This window comes from Pedobacter sp. ASV28 (assembly GCF_016428855.1).
Classification (GTDB): Bacteria; Bacteroidota; Bacteroidia; order Sphingobacteriales; family Sphingobacteriaceae; genus Pedobacter.
The window spans coordinates 1-17,311 of record NZ_JAELTN010000022.1; the positions used below are offsets into that span (position 1 = coordinate 1).

The following is a 17,311-nucleotide window of genomic DNA, read 5'->3' on the forward strand; positions in this document are numbered from 1 at the left end:
GGCTCGATCGTCGGCAGCGTCAGATGTGTATAAGAGACAGGCCAAAGAGTTTGTAAAGTTCAACGAACGTTGCCTGACCATGCTATTGGGCGATATGCGTTCCTACAATTTTGTAGTCCAAATCACGCCCGATTTTGATGATATACAGTTCCGTATCCGGGCAATAGATTTTGACCAGCAGTTTTATGAAGGTAATATTAAGGTCTATATGCCACAGTTTTTTAAGGAGAATTTGCCTTTGGTGAAGCTTTGTATGGAACACCTTACCGAAAAAACAGTGCAACAGTATAAACAGGAAGAGCTTTCTTCTATCGTACATCGCGTACGTAGCGAACGTCACCGTTTAACCGATTTGAGAGATGTCTCCTGTAAAGAAGAGCTCACCACTAAAGAAAATATCCAAAAGCTGAAGGAAAGTATGGCGGAATATTATAAAGATGCTGCCTACAAAGATTGTCAGAACATGACGGATATTATAGAATTGAATATCAAGAATATTATACGACAGGTGAAATTATAAGAATTTAGTTGTTTCTTCGATAGGAGCAATCTATAGGATCTTGATTTAAATTGAGAACTGCAGCCCAAATTAGATTGAAGGCCAAGATAAAACGACCAAAGATGATGTTGGGGTTCCCATACAGTCATATTTAATCATTAGTCCTTCTATGTTTCACAAAGTAGAAAGCCAAGTTAAAAGCAATAATGATATGGTTGATGATGTTGGCTACCAAACCGTAGTAGTGGCTAAAAATATGGAAGCGTTCCTTTAAGCTTTCACGATGCTTTTTCTTGCTCATACCACCCACTAAATATTTGGCTACATACAAATGCGTATTGACAATACTGGAAGCTTTTTTGGCAATCTTAATAATCCAATCAATATCTGCACTGTATTTATAACGTAAATCGTAAGGCTCGGTTAGGCTACGCTTAATGTAGATGGCTTGGTGGCTAATGTTCATCCCATATTTAAAACTCTGCCAAGTGAAGTACTCGGGCGCTTGATGCCTACGTCTGCCTAAGCTTTGCCAATTCTCGTTGTACATTTCCGTTTCGCCGTAGTAAATATCTGCACCTGGAGCTGTAGCGAATATCCGTTTTACGGTTTCTTTATCATAGATTTCATCGCCCGAATTCATGAACAATACATAGTCGCCTGTGGCTAAAGCCAAGCCTTTGTTCATGGCATCGTAAATGCCCTTATCCTTTTCAGACACCAGCTTTGCGATACGATCTTTGTGTTTATTGATAATTTCTAGTGTCCCATCATTAGAGGCGCCATCAATTAGGATGTATTCAATATTACCATAGCTTTGGTTCAATACCGAAAGCATGGTACGTTCAATATCCCTGGCATTATTATATACGATGGTGATTACACTCAGTTTCGGAAGCATAGCACAATTTTAAGGATAAGTATTGATATTTTTTGGACGGTAAGTGAGAATTGTGTAATCAATGAAGCGCAACGTTAAGAGCTGATCCTCTCATTTTGGCAGCTCATCTATGAGCTTCAGATATAAGGCTAAATGCTGCTCGGCGATTACGGTCGGAGCAAAAGTAGTAAGAACACTTCTACGGGCCTCTTTTTGTATTTCTTCCTGGTGCTCATGAAGATAAAGCCACTCAATGCCATCGGCTAAATCTGTGGCAGATTGATAATCGGCCAAGTAACCATTTTGCAAGTGTTTTACCATGTCTGGAATACCGCCCGTTTTGAAGGCAATTACAGGGGTAGCACAGGCTAGGCTTTCCATCACCGTATTGGGAAGGTTGTCTTCCAAAGAAGCCGTAACGAATGCATCGGCTGCTGCATAACATTTGGCCAAATGTTCATCTTTATTAATGGTGCCTAAAAAAGTGGTTTTAAAAGGAAAATCGGGCATGTTCTTTTCATCTTTATTTCCAAAAATAACGAGTTCAATTTGCTTGTTCTGAATTTCGGGACGTCGAGAAAGCTCGAATAAAGCATCAATTAAATAGCTGGTGCCCTTATGTTTGTCATTTTTCGACGGCATGAAGCCACTCATGATCACAAACTTGTCGGGCGATATTTTTAATATCTTTTTGGCTTCTGCCTTAACGTAAGGTTTGAAGACATCGACCTCTATGGTATTGGGAATAACAGAACAGTGCCTTAAACCCAGTAGGCTGCTCTCTTTCACAGATTGTGCCATCCAATGGCTAGGCGCCACGATATGAAAACTGAGTGAGGAATAAGCTTTCTGTTTCCGTTGCCAGTTCTGATGTGAAATGTCATTTTTCCCACTGAGCTTAAGTAATGGGCAATGACCACATTGTCTATGGAAATTTTCACAGTTGTAACGTACATGGCAACCTCCGGTGAAAGCATTGCTATCATGGAAGGTCCATACAATAGGTTTTTCCAGCTCATCAAGCTCCGCTAGAAACTTAGGATTTAAAAAGCCATGGTTAACCCAATGGATATGGATAATGTCGGCTTCTTGGATCCATTTATTTTTTAATAGAGATTGACCAAACCATTGTAAAGAAAATGGGGTTTTAACCGCTTTTACAAATATCTTGGCCAGGTATCGTTCTGCCATGATATGGAAAATAGCCTTTGCTTTGGCTATGGGAGTACTGCTAAGGTTTACAATAGATGGATCTTGGCCAAATTTATAGTAAACCAATACCTTAGATTCGACACTTAATGTATTAAGGGCATTGCTTAAACGTAGGCAGGCACGTCCTGCGCCTCCATTGCCATCATAAGTATTTAGGTGAACAACTTTCAAATCAATCAAAAATAACATTAAATTACCTAGTCATATAACAATACACATTAAAATTTGCTTTAAAGCCTAGCGGAATTTTCTTTTCTTTGCTAAACTTATGGCAAACTTATTAACCGATAGGGATTTTTGGGTAAAATATTGGGAAGGCAAAACTGATCTTTCGGTTACCATCCCGGAAAACTATTTATTCCACCGGCAACTTGGCAATCTCGTTAAACGAGAGAAAGTGAAAACAGCGATAGAATTGGGTGGTTTTCCAGGGTACTATGCTGTTTTTTTAAAAAAGTACCTGAAGCTGGATGTTACCTTGCTAGATTATTTTGTACACGAGCCCATCACCAATCAGTTGTTGGAAGCAAATGGTTTGTCGAAGGGAGAGGTAAGCATTATCGAAACCGATTTGTTCAACTATCAGTCAGAAAAACAATACGACTTGGTGCTGAGCTGTGGTTTGATTGAGCATTTTAACGACACAGAAGATATTATTAATAGACATGTGAATTTCTTGAAACCTGGCGGAACCTTATTTATTACCCTGCCTAATTTTAGGTCTGTTAACGGATGGTTCCAAAAAACCTTTGATAAAGAGAATTACGATAAGCATAACATCGACTGTATGGACCCCGCTTTTCTGAAAGCAATTGTAGAAAAAACAGGGTTGAAAGTTGTACAGGCAAGCTATTTTGGGGGCTTTAGTTTATGGCTTGAAAATGAAAAGGAGAAATCTGCAGGTGTAAGATTATTTAAGAAAGCAAGTTGGTTTGTGGGGAAAGTGTTGACGAAGATCATTCCCTTTGAAAGCAAGGCATTATCTCCTTATATCTTGATTGAGGCAAAGAAATAGCGAGTAATCTTAATATAGAATGTAAATTTATCATCCCAGATCTTCTTGAAAAAAGCTATTATGGATTATAATAGAATGGATGGGGAAAGATACGATCTAATCGGCTTTAAGATATAATCCAATTTCACTCAGTGTAATAGCTGCTGGCGACTTTGTAATGCTCAGCCTAACCTTTTTGGTATGGATGGGTGCTGCAACTCTAATCAGTTTTTTGGCGCCAATACTTTCCCCCTCGGCAATTTTCTGCCAATGGTTATCTATAAAGGCTTCTATATGATAAGCTTCAATTCTTTGTCCTATGGCAATAAACTCTTGTAAGCTGATGAGGTCAAAAGTAATGGCTTGGGAGAAGCTTAAGGAAATGGACGCCTGTTTAACATTGTCATTCGTAGCCCAATAGGTATTTTTGTCCCCATCAATTAATAATTGGGGACTATATTTTTTGCCCCTAAAATGGGTTGCGCTAATAGCTGCTCCGTGGGCTAGGTTATTGGAAAAAGTCTTGGTTAAAATAAGGCCAAAAGCTGCTAGCGCCTCTACGTCATCTTCGTGTAGAATACCCCTGGTATCTGGTGCCAATCCCAAATCTAGTGCTGCGCCCCTGCCCACGCTTTTAAGATACAGGTCAAATAATTGCTCTGGAGTTTTAGGTTTTTCATTTGGGTGATAAAACCAGCCCTTTCGTAAAGGTACATCGCATTCTGCAGGCATCCAGAATTTGCCGTTTCTAATGCCCATTGGGCTCTGTGGATAGTTGGCCTGCCCGGGAACAGCTACATTTTTACCCTCCGGAGGCATAGGTGTAAAAGTTCCCCAGCTTGTTTCGGCAGCGGTTCCTTTTTCATTGCCTACCCAACGTATATCTGGTCCAATATCACTAAATATATTAGCTGTGGGCTGTAGTCTTCTGGTTAATCCCCAAGTATTTTCCCAATCGTAATAAGTGGTGTTGTCAATGGTCCTTTTCTCCTTTGCACCACCATAATAACCATCTCCACCATTTGCACCATCATGCCAACTTATAAATAAGGGGCCATAGTGAGTATATAGTTCTTTTAACTGGGCTTGATAGATGGATAGATATTTGCTAGTCCCATAATAGGCATTGTTCCTATCCCAAGGCGAGCAGTAAATACCAAATTGTAGGCCATTTTTTCTGGCAGCATTTTCAAAGTCCTTAACCAGATCGGCTTTGCCATTTTGATAAGGACTTTGGGAAATATTATAGTTGGTGGTTTGGGTGGGCCATAAAGCAAAGCCATCATGATGTTTAGCTACCAATATGATTCCCTTTAAACCACCCGCTTTTGCCGCTTTTACAATTTGTTCGGCATCAAAACTGGTAGGGTTGAATATCTTTGGGTCGGCATCGCCATAGCCCCATTCCTTGTTTTCGAAAGTGGTAGGTGTAAAATGGACCAAGCCATAGAGCTCTATATTATGCCAAGCCAATTGGCTTTTTGATGGAACAGCTCCATAAGCTGCAGGGGGAGCTTGAGCCTTTAAGATCGGTGAACAAATGATAAAAAATAGCAGTAGGTTTAGGGTAGATGCCTTCATGGGTTATTTTTTATTCAGTTTTTCGTGGATAAACCGTTTGATCCTATCCCAAAGAGAGCCTTTCCTGTGGGCCAAGAAATGTTTGATCGCTTGATAAGCCTCTTTATCTTCCGTTATTGTTTTTGGGAATTCTGTAATGGGCTTCGGATTGATCACTACGTTGTAAATATCATTGATCCCCGAGTGGATACCTGTTCCATCGTGCCCGATATTATTGACCAGCGATTGAGAGGGGTTTAAGGTCAAACCTCCATTTAGAAAGATCGAAGCGTACCAACGTATGGCCCAGGAATTGTTTTTTCCATGCTTGAAATCCTGCATCTGCTTCCAAAAATTCATGGTATTATCTATGGAGAAGGCCTGTTTTTTGGTGGCGTCAAATTGCTGGATCAAATTATCGATATTGGGTTCAAAATGTTGCCAAGCCCTTTTCCAAGTGGCCCACCCCCAACTGGTAGCCGCTCTGTAAAAAAAACTTTGAGGAAGGTTTTCATGATTTAGTACATACATGTAGGCGCCAATGTGCATTACCTTTGGTTCATGGCGATAACGGTCTAAGGCCTCATTAAAATAGGTTAACGTATGTGGAGAACTGATCAGGTCGTCCTCAAAAACGATCACTTGACCATAGGTCTGATTTAGGTAGGAAACCCCTTCAATTACTGAATTGGCCAAGCCTTTGTTCGTTTCGCTTTCAATGATCTTAATACTCTTAAAGCCGTCTATAGTCTTAATAAAATTTCTTACTTCATTTACCTTATCCTCGTCGACTTTGCTTTTTGCCCCATCTGAAAAAATGTACAACCTGCTGTCTGCGGCAAGTTCGTTCTGTTGTAAGAACTTTAGTGTACGTTCAGTATGTTGGGGCCTGTTGTAAACAAATAAAGCTATGGGAGCCAAGTTTTGCATTCGTTTTTTTTTTAACTTAACAAAGGTAGCATTAGCGAAGTATAGTCACACTACCAGTATATTTTCTTTTTGATTGATTGGCCAACTGCAAGATATAATAATAATTGCCTACGGGCAAGGGTTTTCCGTTGAAAATGCCATCCCAAGGCGTAATAAAATTATTGTTTTCGAAAACTTTTTGACCATATCGGTTAAATATTTTAACCGTAGTACCTATATAATCTTTAATATTTCTAATGACCCATTGATCATTCTTACCATCGCCATTTGGCGAAAAAACATTAGGAATAAAAATATCTTTCCATACGATAACTTTTACCTCGGCTTGTGCTGTGCAGCCACCTGGACCTGTTACGATTAGGGTATAAATAGTCGTAGATTCTGGATTAACCTTGGGATGCTTGATGTTGGGATAGTCAAGTCCAATTGTTGGCGACCAACTATAGCTAAGAACATCATTGCCCGTTTGCGGCTTCAAAGTTTTGGGACCATCGTTTTCAATGATAATATCACCTTCAAAATAGACTAAGGGTAATGGACTTACGGCAATAACAATCTTGTTGCTTATGAAGGGTACGCTACAGGCATCAGAACCAGCAATTTCACAATAAATCTCGTCGTTGTCTTTTAAACCGTTAGCAGTATATGTTCTTGAAGTAGTCGCCTGTATGCCATTTTTAAACCACTTAAATGTAGGATTTGTGCCGGCACTGGCATAGAGTGGTGTAAAAATGACTGGAGCTCCGGCACAGATGCTGGATTTGGATGCCGAAATACTCAAAGAAGGTATTAGACTTGTATTAATGATGATATCTTTTTGTAAAGTAACCATACAGCCGTTGGCATCGGTAATGGTTACATGGTAAGTGCCACTGCTATTAAAAGTATTGCTTGCGGAATTGGGCGTACTTCCACCATCCCATAGGTAAGTAACCCCTCCAGATGCGGTGAGGGTTACTTTATTGCAGCCAGTGGTATTACCTGTTATGTTGGTTTGTCCAATACCAATAGTAACCGTTTTAGATAAAGTGGCCGAGCACCCTTCTGCATTGGTCACTGTAACAGTATATGTGCCGCTGGTGGTAAAGGTGTTCGTCGCAGCGCTGGGTGTTAACCCTCCACTCCATTGGTAGCTTGTCCCTCCCGTAGCAATAAGGGTTGCGGAAGAACAGCCAGAGGGATTTCCAGAAATACTGACCGTAGGAGGCATAAAAACGTCGACTTTTAACGAATTGCTATAAGAAATACAGTTGTTGATGGTGGCAACTCGTCTGAAAAAAGTAGTTTCCGTAAACTCAGGAGGCGTATAGTCCTTTCCGGTAGCTGTAAAAATATCAATCCATGTAATGTTATCGAGGCTTTTTTGCCATTTATAAGTAAAGCTTGCCTGAACAGAAGCCGAAGGAGTAGATCCAGAGATGCTTAATGTGGCGCTGGAACAAAATATATTTTGGGCAATATTAACCAAGTTGTTTTGAATGGCGGGATATATCAACAAACTGGTATAAGAGTCGTAAGTTGAAGGATTGTTGGAAGTATTTTTTCTTCTGAAAGAGATGACAAGATTGCTATTGGTGAAATTAGTTAAATTATTCGTCTGATAGTTGACTTGGGTGGAATTAGCTGGGGCATTTGACCAAATATTATTAACGAGCATTTCCCATTGGTAATTTCCGGGACTGCTGCTTTCGCCGTTGAGTATTACATTTTCTCCAGAACAGCTACTAACCGAGAAAGTATTTTGGGCATTTACATTAACTTCCCAAAAATAATCGATGCAGTTAGAAGTAATTTTATAGATTTTTGGGGTAGAAAAATCTGTTTCAATAGCTGAAAGAGGATCTAGCACCCCAATATCTGTCTCTATTTTAGGCTTTAATTGCCTTATGTTGGTACCAGTCTTAACAGTAATTGTTATTTTTTTGTTAATCACATCAATAATTGTTGGACCATTCTGTTCGTCAAGTTCAAACTTGGTAATTAATGGTTCTCCAGTAAGTTTGATTTGGTTGAATTTTGAGATATAACCGTCAGAGTTACCGTGCTTTGCTGTTAGGTTTAAGTCGCAATTTCCGGGATTGAAGTCTACAGTACGACAAAATGCACCACCTAACAGCACATTCTTTTTTGAATCTACGTCAATTTTGTGCCCAAAGTTTCCAGTACAGCTGCTACCAAAATTAAATGCCCATTTATAACCCCCATTACTATCATATTTTGCAAAAAAAGTATCTCTTCCTCCATGAGAGGTCAATACTTTAGCTGCAGTGCCAGGATTAAACGTAAGTGTTTGATCGAAGAAGCCACCTATATAAGCATTGTTCTCATTGTCGACGGTTATGTAATAGCTATAGGGATTACTGGCGGTAGATGAAATGCCTCTGGCCCAAATGGTTTTTCCGCTGTTATCATATTTGGCAACAAAAAGGCTAATGGCACTGGTAGAATTTAAAGAGATTAAATTAGCCGAGTTGAAATTGATCGATCCAGAAAATACACCAGTTGCAAATAGGTCATTGGTAGGACCAATTGAAATTGATGCTACAGTTCTACTTGAAGATCCATCTATTTTGTTGGCCCATTCTAAAATTCCATTTGATGTATATTGGGCAATGAAGTACGTTTCTCCCGATGCAGTAAAGTGATTTGCTACTCCTCTTGGGTTTAAATTAATGTTGGCTCCAAAGTAGCCCATTAAAGCGATAGAACCATTGGAGTCTGTTTTTACACTCTTTATTTCGTCCATGCCTGTTGAGCCAAACCCAGCTGACCAAAGAACATCTCCAATTGGATTATATTTTACCACAAATCCATCATAGCTGCCTCTGTTTGCAAGTGTATTGCCAGAAATCGTTATACTGCTAGATGAAAATGAACCCACAAAAATGACATTTCCATCTTTATCCGTAGTTACAACATGCCCCCGATCAGTACTAAAGCTACCCACGCTTCTTGCCCAAATGAAATTTCCATCCGTATCCAGCTTAACAACTAATGCATCTTCTCCTCCATTGCTGTTAATGGTATAAACGCCGGGTCCAGGATTGCAATCTATGCTCGGAGAGGAAAATGATGCGCCTATAATCACATTCCCATTTAGGTCAACAGCAAGATTGTTCACTTGATCAAGCCCACTGCCACCAATGCTTTTTGCCCATAGTAGTTTGCCGTCAGGAGTGTATTTGGCAATAAATATGTCATAGTTGCCATTCGAAGAGAAATTGATCGGACTCGAAACTCCAGAATGGTCAACAGTCAACGTTCCTTGGAAATTTCCTGCAACATATATATTGTCGTTTTTATCTACGCCAATTCCTGCTAATTTGCTTTCACCCGTTCCGCCAATATCTTTTACCCAATCGGGAATAGGTAGATCCTGTGAAAATAGGGGAGTAAAGAAAAATAAAGAAATTAAAATAAACCAAGTTATAAGCCGTATCAAAGATTTTTATGCCAAAAAGTGATAAACGTTTAAAAGTAATTATTTTATGATATTATTTGATAATTCTTAAACCTTGTTTGTTAATTATCCATATTTTTAGCCATGATTAAGCATATAAAGCAAATGCTATTGAAGTATTTGCCTATTTATTACTTCCAGTCTAGTCGGTCCTATTCTCAAGATGGAGAGGATATGATTTTAAAAGCACTGTTTGAGCAAAAGAAAGGTTATAAAGGTTTTTATGTAGATGTAGGCGCCCATCACCCGGTTAGATTTTCTAATACCAAATATTTCTATGATAAAGGATGGAAAGGGATTAATATTGAACCTACACCCAATGCAATAAAGGCATTTAAAACCTTTAGAAGAAGGGATATCAATCTAAATATTGGCATTGGACCAGAAAAAGGGGAACTTACTTTCTACTGTTTTAATGAGCCAGCTTTAAATAGTTTTTCAAAAGAAGTTTCAGAACGAGTAGATAGAGAATCTTCAAAATATAAGATCATAAAAGAACTCAAAATCGAGGTAATGCCTTTGTCTTTAGTATTTGATCAGTACCTTCCAAAAGGGGGAAAAATAGATTTTATCTCTATAGATGTTGAAGGTTTGGACTATCAGGTACTAACCTCTAATAATTGGGATAAATATCAGCCAGAAGTAATTCTGGTAGAAGAGAATATCGATGTAGACCATATTGGAGATTCCCCAATTTATAATTTTCTAAAAGGAAAAGGTTATCGCTTCTTTGCGAAGACTTTAAGGACATGTGTGTATAGAAAATAAACCTAATTTTTTCTTGTAAATTTCTGAAATACAGTGACCAGAAATAATGATTTTAACATCATGAAACCCTGTTTTTGGGTTTTCGGTATAAAGATAATAAGGAATGTGGACGATAGGTAGGCAAATACAGTGGCAATGGCCGCACCCATCATACCCATTTTGGGAATAAGTAGAAAGTTTAAGATAATGTTTACCAAAGCACCTAGGCCAGTTCTGATAAAAGTTAGCTTATGATAACCTTCGGCAATAAGGAATTGTGTACTCGCTACGCCTAGAAAAACGAAAATGCTGCCCCACACATGTACGGCAAGCACAGGTGCTGCTTCCATATATTGAGGTTTAAAAAACTTGTAAATAAGAGGTGCGCCAAATGTGATCAATAAGGCAAAGCCCAAACTTAACCACACCATTAAATCGAAAAGGTTCTGCAGTCTTTTTTGATAGCGTTGTAGATCATCCCGTCGGGCATTCAAAATAGCAGGGAACAATGAGGAAACGATGGCAACGGGCACAAAATTTAAGGCTTCACTGAACATCACCACGGTAGCATAAGCTCCTGAGGCATTGGTGCCAGATTCTGTCCCTAAAATCTCCTTCAGCATAATGATGTCTATCTTCATGTAAATAGATACCATGATACCCGAAATAATCAAGGGCCATGATAACCTTAAAAGCTTTTGGGCCAACTGGGGGTTATACTTCCAGTTAAATATGTTCCGTCCCTTGCGTTGGTACATGAAAACATAGCCTAGGGAAATGAGCAGGATGTCAAAGGAGTAGGCGTAGATAAAATAGACCAGCTTTGCAGAAATAAAGATAAAAAAGATCTTTATCAGAGCAGAAATGATATTACCTATAATCTGTACTTGCATGATATATTTTGACTGTACTTCTGATTGAAAGTAGGAGTCAATGACCGTAAAAGATTGGAATAGTCCTGTAAAAGAAAGGATGAGCACAATAGAATAAGGTATTCCCGATAGGGGGAATAGCTGCCAGGCGATAAAAATTAAGGGAATGCAGGTTGCACCAGCAATGACTTTTAGGCAAAAAGAGGTGCCCAAAATCGTATCCCTTTTCTGTGGAGATTGATGCAGCTCTTTTACAATGAAGCTATCTAGTCCCAGCCCAGCTAATGCAGCAAAAAGAAATACATACGAAGTAGAGGTGCTTAATATCCCATTGTTATAGGTAAGCAAATAATTGGCCACCATAATATTGGTTATCATCTTAATAGCCATGCTACCTACGCGCCCCATCATCAACATGCCCGTATTCTTAAAATACTTATGTAGGGCATCTTGATCAAAGCCTGGAATGTGGGGAAGTTTCATGAGGTCAAAGATGCAAAATTAGCTTTGTTGCTTAAAACTATTTTCTATGCGCTGCAATTGTTTTAAGTGATGCTTCAAGTGAATTTCGATAAACCTAAGCCATTGTTTGGCATTTAGATAAAGTAATACCGGGTGTTTCACTTTAATTTTGGGGTCGGCACCATCTATTTTTGGAATGACCTGAACCAATTGCAACTCAAAATCGGTGATGAACTGCTGCGCTGCGGTAATACCAATTTTTTTCACCCTGGCAGCTATTTTTGAGGGAGCCTTGTATTTTTTGCCTGGTGGAAACATGCCGAAAAATAACACGAGCTTTACGATAAACAAGGTTGGCTTGATAGCGCCTTCTTTCTTAATGCAACTGTTCAGGGCGATTAAAGAAAGAAGGCTGGCATCAAAAATATGCGAGTAAACCTCACTGTAGCTCCAGCCGCCCATGGGAGGAGCTGTCTGGAAATCGGGTTCAACGATACTGTTCAGCTTTGTCTTGTAAGCTTCTATGGTTTTTATAATTGACTGATGTACTGGGTTGACCTTCATTAAATAAAAATAGGTTTTATTTCTGGCTCGCTAAAAAATCAAGCAAATCTTTTCTGTTGCTCGGAAACTTGAGTACATCGGCAATGGTAAAATAATTGGCTTTGTCAGATGCATTAGGGAAAGCCAATTTAGCGAAAATTAGCGCCTTATCTTCAAAACTATATAGTTTTATGAGGCTCTTGAGCTGTTCGGTAGTCAAGAGTACATTGGGTATAACGGTTTTGGCCAAAGTGGTTTTGTTATCGTCAAAAGCCTCGCTAGACATACGGGTGTAGAATTGTCTAAAATCTTCCGGAGATATGGGCCTTAAGTGCCTATTTGTTTTTTGGGCACCTGCAAACTTGGTAAACTCTTCTTTATAACTGGAGAAAGTAAAGGCATCCCTTACCAGATAGTAATTGCCAAGATCGGTAATATTTGGATAAGCACTCTTTGCAAGCGTTAATTTGTTGCCGTCGTTGTTAAAGTGATTTAGCAATGTAATCAGTTGGGTGCTGCTTATTTCGCCATAAGCCAGATAAGCCTCAATTAACTTCATTTTGGTATCATCGAAAGCTTCTTTTTTTACGGCGGAAGATAGGCTTTCAAACTGATGGATTTCGTTATTACCCGTAGGGTAACGAGGGGGAACGATACCGGTGTTGTAGGGTTCTATGTAGCCATCAAAATCATTAAGCGCATATACACGATTACGGTATAAGTTGAGCTCGTTGATAATACTCAGACCCCTTCGGCTATTGTAGCTTAAAATAAGCCTTGTACTTGGATTGACCTCTAAAACGCGACTGAATATTTTTTTGTTCCCAGACAGAATGGTTAATGTCGGGCTGTAATTATAGACATCATAAAACCTGAACCTACCTTTTGAAGAGCCCATAAACTCATCATCTAGGTATACGGTATAGTGGCCTCTATCTGTAATTTGGATAAAAACTTCGGCTTTGCCACGGTTATTTTGGGCAAAGCTTGACAAGGTACAAAGCAGTACAATGCCTAAAAGGATAAACTTCTTCATGTTGTTCAATTGTGTGTGGTTAAAACCAGACCAAACATCAAACCAAAAAATGTTAAGAAAAGTTAAAAATGCTTGAGCAGCTCTTCCAAATGGTTGATCTGAAATTCTACATCATTGGGTTTCTGCACTTTCAAGGGGTTAAAAAAAATGGCTTTCATGCCAAAATTCTGTGCGCCATAGATATCGGCCTCTAAACTATCGCCAATCATCACACTTTCGGGCTTGTTGGCTTTGGCAACACTTAGCGCATGCTCGAAAATGGCTTTGTCTGGTTTATTTACACCAACCTCTTCCGAAATGACCACATTCTTAAAGTAGGGGTTAAGATTGGAAACCTGCATTTTGGTAAGCGTAGCTTCCTTAAACCCATTAGAAATGATATGAAGTTGGTATCTTTTGCTGAGGTAATCGAGTACCTTTTCAGCACTTTCAAAAAGATTCTTTTTGGTTGGGCTGATATTTACGTAATCTTCTTCAAAATCTGTTGGGATAAGCTCGGGTTTTAAACCAAGGTCCAGGAATGTTTTTTTAAAGCGCTGTTCACGTAGGGCCTGTTTGGTGATCTTACCCAAGTGGTATTGTGCCCAAAGCTGGTGGTTGTTCTGTGTATAAGTATGGATGAAGAGCTCTACAGAAGATAAGCCTAATTCTTTCAGTTGATAGGCATGGTAAAGTTCTTGTAAAGTCTCTTGCGCATTGCGGTCAAAATCCCAAATGGTATGGTCTAAATCGAAGAAAATGTGTTTTATCGGTTGCAAATCTTATGGATGTGAAGTTGAAATCCTGTAAAGTTAAATAGATTTGACGAAGGTTTGATGTGCCGAACAATTTTATTTCTGATTACTGATTTTTAAAACTTTAGGTTAACTACTGTTTAATTCCATAAGCCAAATCGCCCGCATCGCCTAAGCCTGGCACAATGTAGCTTTTGCTGGTCATTTCACTATCAATAGCACCTAGCCACAAACTTGCTTTTGGTAAATTGGCCCTTACATGGGCAACCCCTTCTGTACTTGCAATGGCAGCTACAATGTGCAACTTGTCGATCTTGTATTCTCCAATGAGTTCTTTGGCACAAAGTACAATACTTAAGCCAGTGGCCAACATGGGGTCTACCAAAATAACGGTTTTCCCTTCTAGTTCTGGAGAAGAAATGTGTTCCATCTGTATCACAAAATCGCCGTTCTTTTTGGTTTTTCGGTAAGCGGTAATAAAAGCCGATTCTGCTTGATCAAAAACAGTTAACATACCTTGGTGCATAGGTAGCCCAGCTCTTAAAATGGTAGCTAAAACAGGTTTTTGCGCCAATACAGTGCTTTTTGCAATGCCCAAGGGGGTTTTGGTCTCGATTTCTTTATAGGAAAGTGTCTTGCTGATCTCATAAGCAAAAAATGCACCCAAGCGCTCCATGTTTTGCCGGAAACGCATCGAATCTTTTTGGATAATTTCATCTCTCAGTTCGGCAATGAAAGTATTGGCAATCGAATTGTTTTTGCTGAGTTCGTATATCATATAGTAAACATAGTGAAATATAAGCTAAAAGCAGGTCAGCTAACTGCAGTGCTGACCATATGTTCATAAACAGTTTTCCAGCCTTTCCAGCGGCTGGTTTCTGATAGCGATTCGTTATGCCATAAGCTATAAAACGTACCATTGACTATCTTCACGGCATTTAAAAGTTGATCAATCTGAATTTTTGCCTCGCTTGGGGTAAGCCCTAAATATTTTTGTAGTGTAGCATCCATTACAGCAAAAGGATGCACTTTAAGATGCGATTGCTTTTCTAGCTGTAGGTCATACCAAAAGAAAGGCGTACAAGTACCCGCTCTGAATCCTACCTGGGAAGCATAGCCCATTGTATAATCATGGTTGATACCCACTTTAATAAGCTGAAGATAGGTTTTGGGTAAATGGAGCTTTAGGTAATGTTGTCTAGAAATATCTATGGTTTTATCTAATAAATGATCTAGCGAAGCTTTCTCCGATCTTAATTTCAATACATTCGAATTAGACGCATAAGAAGGATGTATACCAACACGGGCATGTTTTGCGGTAGAGCGGATGAGCTGTTGTAATAAGCCATCTGAAGGATGGATATTTACATCATGTGTTTTATCGCCCTTCTCAGAAAAAAGAAAGAAATAAATAGGTTTTAACTGGTATTTTTGATGGAGCCCGTTGAGAAATGAATAAGTATCAAAGGGATCCTTCTTTTTGCCAAGACCTGTGTTGATGATATTGCCCAGTTTTTCCTTGTCCAGTTTTGTGAGTGCCTTGATGAGACGTGCTGCATTTTTTAATAAGCCACTTGATTTAAAATGATAGGCCCTGTCAATATCTATGGTAGGGATGAACTCAAAAGTTCTGCTGCCAAAATGTAATTGGGCGAATTTTTTCGACAACAAGTTTTTTAAGATCATGCTCCAATGGTCTATAATAGGAGTTCCGAGCAAATTCAGTTGATATTGTAAGCTTAGTTTTGCAGGAAACCTGAAATGTTCATCAGGCATATAAGGTAGGTATTCTTCATACCTGCTCAAAAAATAGAAGGATGCAGAAAAAATATCAAAAGGAAAGGTGCCGTTCTCTACAGGGAAGGGTACAGTTTCATCTCCGAACTGGGTAGTGCTAAGGTCTATTTGCTCAATGTTGTTTTTGGTAAGCAGGCCAAAAGATTTAAAGAACAGCTCATCGGCCAAAGGAGCGGGAGCGTAACTCAGTTTTGGACCATCATATTGGGCAAAGTTTTTTGCAACACTGGTAAACTCGAAATCACAGCGCAAGATCTCTCTAAAGATAAAATTAAAAGTGTACTTGATTCTTGGTGTAACCTGTGGGCTGTAAATGAGCAGTTGCATACAGCACTAAGATAGTGAATTAAGAAATTAATAGTTAAGAGTTTGTAAAAAAAGGAAAGGGAGCCAGGCCGGTTAAAAAGAAACAGACATTATTTTTTCTGGATAGTTTGCCTTTGTGCTCTTTCTTGCCCCGTTTTTTTCCACATGTAAAATATTCATTTGGTCATCGAATAGGTCATACAAGATGCTATTACTTACTGTTAAACTCTGTAAAGCACTGATGTTTTCGATCTCCAGAAAAAGATTTGTAGCTTCATGATCATTCTCAGCGCCTAAGTAGTTGGCCTTGCTTATTTTTCCATTAACTGTAAACTTTAGGTTAGCTTCTAGGTAACTTTTAATCAGAATATTCATTTCCTGCTGTAGTTTTTTGTCCTGCAGGTCGATTTTTGTTTTAAAACGTTTGGTTAATGCATTTTCAAAATCGTCGGAGAATATTTTACAAGTGATTTCTAATGATTTACTTTTGTTATTGTAGGAGATTTCAGTGGTACTTACATGTAGGGGGTGTCTATTTTCAGTTTTGAAGGCAGTAAGAATAAAAAATAGACTTATAATAGGTAACAATTTTGAAAGCATAGCGCTCATTTTTAATTTTATCTGATAAAATTAAGCTAAAGACTTTATATTAGCCAATAACCCGCTAAAAAACCGAGCTGTAATATGCCGTTACAAGATTTTTTATTCTATTTTAAACTAGGTTGGTCACATATTGTTAGTTTGGGTGCGTTAGACCATCAATTATTTATTCTGGCTTTGGTGGTTGTCTACAGTCCCAAGAATATAAAGCAACTGTTAATACTAGTTACGGCATTTACCATAGGCCATTCCCTTACCCTATTGCTCAGTACCTTGGATATTATTCGCTTTTCTGGCAAATGGATAGAGTTTTTAATTCCCTGTACCATTGTGGTTACGGCCATCAGCAATTTATTTAAAAGGGGATATTCATTAAAATCAATGAGTACCAATTATTATCTGGCGCTGTTTTTTGGATTAATTCACGGGATGGGCTTTGCAAATTCGGTCCGTATGATGCTCGCAAGAGACCAATATATAGGATGGGGGCTATTTGGCTTTAATTTGGGGCTGGAAGTGGGCCAACTTGTTTTTGTCGTGGTTATTTTGGTTATTACGGGACTTGCGTTCTCTATATTCAGGGTCAAACGAAGAGACTGGGTGATGTTCATATCCGCTGCGGTTTTTGCCTTGGCATTGCAGATGGCCATAGAAAGAGTTCCCTTTTAATATTAATATC

15 protein-coding genes and 1 pseudogene are annotated in these 17,311 nt (G+C 38.9%); 4 read left to right on the top strand and 12 right to left on the bottom strand.

From position 1 onward, the window contains the following. Positions 1-520, top strand: a pseudogene (locus tag JHD79_RS09975) (hypothetical protein); the annotation flags it as partial. A 130-nt stretch (positions 521-650) separates the two neighbouring features. On the opposite strand, the gene JHD79_RS09980 reads toward JHD79_RS09975, so the two are convergent. Together JHD79_RS09980 and JHD79_RS09985 are read right to left on the bottom strand one after the other, a co-directional pair. Continuing rightward, positions 651-1,400, bottom strand: a complete 750-nt coding sequence (locus JHD79_RS09980) for a glycosyltransferase family 2 protein (protein WP_199119087.1) — start codon at positions 1,398-1,400, stop codon at positions 651-653. Positions 1,401-1,490: 90 nt separating this feature from the next. Next, positions 1,491-2,780: a glycosyltransferase gene (locus JHD79_RS09985; RefSeq protein WP_233164638.1), complete on the bottom strand. Its 1,290-nt coding sequence runs from the start codon at positions 2,778-2,780 to the stop codon at positions 1,491-1,493. Between the two features lie 79 nt (positions 2,781-2,859). Here JHD79_RS09985 and JHD79_RS09990 point away from each other — a divergent pair, with 79 nt between their 5' ends. Further along, positions 2,860-3,606 carry a bifunctional 2-polyprenyl-6-hydroxyphenol methylase/3-demethylubiquinol 3-O-methyltransferase UbiG gene (locus JHD79_RS09990; protein ID WP_199119088.1) on the top strand — a complete coding sequence of 249 codons (747 nt, stop codon included), beginning with the start codon at positions 2,860-2,862 and terminating at the stop codon, positions 3,604-3,606. Between the two features lie 96 nt (positions 3,607-3,702). Here JHD79_RS09990 and JHD79_RS09995 read toward each other — a convergent pair whose 3' ends face one another. Genes JHD79_RS09995 through JHD79_RS10005 form a run of 3 tightly spaced genes read right to left on the bottom strand, consistent with a single transcriptional unit; the run spans position 3,703 to position 9,517 of the window. After that, the gene (locus tag JHD79_RS09995; protein ID WP_199119089.1) at positions 3,703-5,166 is read right to left on the bottom strand and encodes an alpha-L-fucosidase; all 1,464 of its coding nucleotides are present in this window, start codon (positions 5,164-5,166) and stop codon (positions 3,703-3,705) included. Positions 5,167-5,169: 3 nt separating this feature from the next. Next, a complete protein-coding gene (locus JHD79_RS10000; RefSeq protein WP_199119090.1) occupies positions 5,170-6,075 on the bottom strand; it encodes a glycosyltransferase in 906 nt (301 codons plus the stop codon). A 31-nt stretch (positions 6,076-6,106) separates the two neighbouring features. Then, complete coding sequence (locus JHD79_RS10005; RefSeq protein ID WP_199119091.1) at positions 6,107-9,517, bottom strand: gliding motility-associated C-terminal domain-containing protein; 3,411 nt, start codon at positions 9,515-9,517, stop codon at positions 6,107-6,109. Between the two features lie 102 nt (positions 9,518-9,619). On the opposite strand from JHD79_RS10005, the gene JHD79_RS10010 reads away from it, so the two are divergent. Beyond that, entirely contained in the window at positions 9,620-10,303 is a 684-nt protein-coding gene (locus tag JHD79_RS10010; RefSeq protein WP_199119092.1) for an FkbM family methyltransferase, read from the top strand. Between the two features lie 2 nt (positions 10,304-10,305). Here the strand turns inward: JHD79_RS10010 and JHD79_RS10015 are convergent, their stop codons facing one another. From JHD79_RS10015 to JHD79_RS10045, 7 genes are all read right to left on the bottom strand, one after another. Then, the gene (locus JHD79_RS10015; protein ID WP_199119093.1) at positions 10,306-11,637 is read right to left on the bottom strand and encodes a flippase; all 1,332 of its coding nucleotides are present in this window, start codon (positions 11,635-11,637) and stop codon (positions 10,306-10,308) included. Positions 11,638-11,655: 18 nt separating this feature from the next. Beyond that, positions 11,656-12,180, bottom strand: a complete 525-nt coding sequence (locus JHD79_RS10020; protein ID WP_199119094.1) for a DinB family protein — start codon at positions 12,178-12,180, stop codon at positions 11,656-11,658. A gap of 16 nt (positions 12,181-12,196) precedes the next feature. Continuing rightward, complete coding sequence (locus tag JHD79_RS10025; RefSeq protein ID WP_199119095.1) at positions 12,197-13,195, bottom strand: DUF4476 domain-containing protein; 999 nt, start codon at positions 13,193-13,195, stop codon at positions 12,197-12,199. A 62-nt stretch (positions 13,196-13,257) separates the two neighbouring features. Beyond that, positions 13,258-13,953, bottom strand: coding sequence for a YjjG family noncanonical pyrimidine nucleotidase (locus JHD79_RS10030; RefSeq protein ID WP_199119096.1), 696 nt, complete (start codon positions 13,951-13,953; stop codon positions 13,258-13,260). A gap of 109 nt (positions 13,954-14,062) precedes the next feature. Then, positions 14,063-14,707, bottom strand: a complete 645-nt coding sequence (gene upp, locus JHD79_RS10035) for a uracil phosphoribosyltransferase (protein ID WP_199119097.1) — start codon at positions 14,705-14,707, stop codon at positions 14,063-14,065. Between the two features lie 35 nt (positions 14,708-14,742). After that, on the bottom strand, positions 14,743-16,053 hold the full coding sequence (locus tag JHD79_RS10040) for a polysaccharide deacetylase family protein (protein ID WP_199119098.1): 1,311 nt from the start codon (positions 16,051-16,053) through the stop codon (positions 14,743-14,745). 72 nt (positions 16,054-16,125) lie between these two features. After that, a complete protein-coding gene (locus tag JHD79_RS10045; protein WP_199119099.1) occupies positions 16,126-16,632 on the bottom strand; it encodes a DUF6702 family protein in 507 nt (168 codons plus the stop codon). An 84-nt stretch (positions 16,633-16,716) separates the two neighbouring features. Here JHD79_RS10045 and JHD79_RS10050 point away from each other — a divergent pair, with 84 nt between their 5' ends. Continuing rightward, positions 16,717-17,301 carry a HupE/UreJ family protein gene (locus JHD79_RS10050; RefSeq protein ID WP_199119100.1) on the top strand — a complete coding sequence of 195 codons (585 nt, stop codon included), beginning with the start codon at positions 16,717-16,719 and terminating at the stop codon, positions 17,299-17,301. The last annotated feature ends 10 nt before the right edge of the window (positions 17,302-17,311 follow it).

Coding starts and splice junctions, on each gene's coding strand:
- JHD79_RS10015 (WP_199119093.1), bottom strand. CDS start 11,637: ATGAAACTTCCCCACATTCCAGGCTTTGATCAAGATGCCCTACATAAG.
- JHD79_RS10020 (WP_199119094.1), bottom strand. CDS start 12,180: ATGAAGGTCAACCCAGTACATCAGTCAATTATAAAAACCATAGAAGCT.
- JHD79_RS10010 (WP_199119092.1), top strand. CDS start 9,620: ATGATTAAGCATATAAAGCAAATGCTATTGAAGTATTTGCCTATTTAT.
- JHD79_RS10000 (WP_199119090.1), bottom strand. CDS start 6,075: ATGCAAAACTTGGCTCCCATAGCTTTATTTGTTTACAACAGGCCCCAA.
- JHD79_RS10040 (WP_199119098.1), bottom strand. CDS start 16,053: ATGCAACTGCTCATTTACAGCCCACAGGTTACACCAAGAATCAAGTAC.
- JHD79_RS10045 (WP_199119099.1), bottom strand. CDS start 16,632: ATGCTTTCAAAATTGTTACCTATTATAAGTCTATTTTTTATTCTTACT.
- JHD79_RS09980 (WP_199119087.1), bottom strand. CDS start 1,400: ATGCTTCCGAAACTGAGTGTAATCACCATCGTATATAATAATGCCAGG.
- JHD79_RS10025 (WP_199119095.1), bottom strand. CDS start 13,195: ATGAAGAAGTTTATCCTTTTAGGCATTGTACTGCTTTGTACCTTGTCA.
- upp (WP_199119097.1), bottom strand. CDS start 14,707: ATGATATACGAACTCAGCAAAAACAATTCGATTGCCAATACTTTCATT.
- JHD79_RS09995 (WP_199119089.1), bottom strand. CDS start 5,166: ATGAAGGCATCTACCCTAAACCTACTGCTATTTTTTATCATTTGTTCA.
- JHD79_RS09985 (WP_233164638.1), bottom strand. CDS start 2,780: ATGTTATTTTTGATTGATTTGAAAGTTGTTCACCTAAATACTTATGAT.
- JHD79_RS10050 (WP_199119100.1), top strand. CDS start 16,717: ATGCCGTTACAAGATTTTTTATTCTATTTTAAACTAGGTTGGTCACAT.
- JHD79_RS09990 (WP_199119088.1), top strand. CDS start 2,860: ATGGCAAACTTATTAACCGATAGGGATTTTTGGGTAAAATATTGGGAA.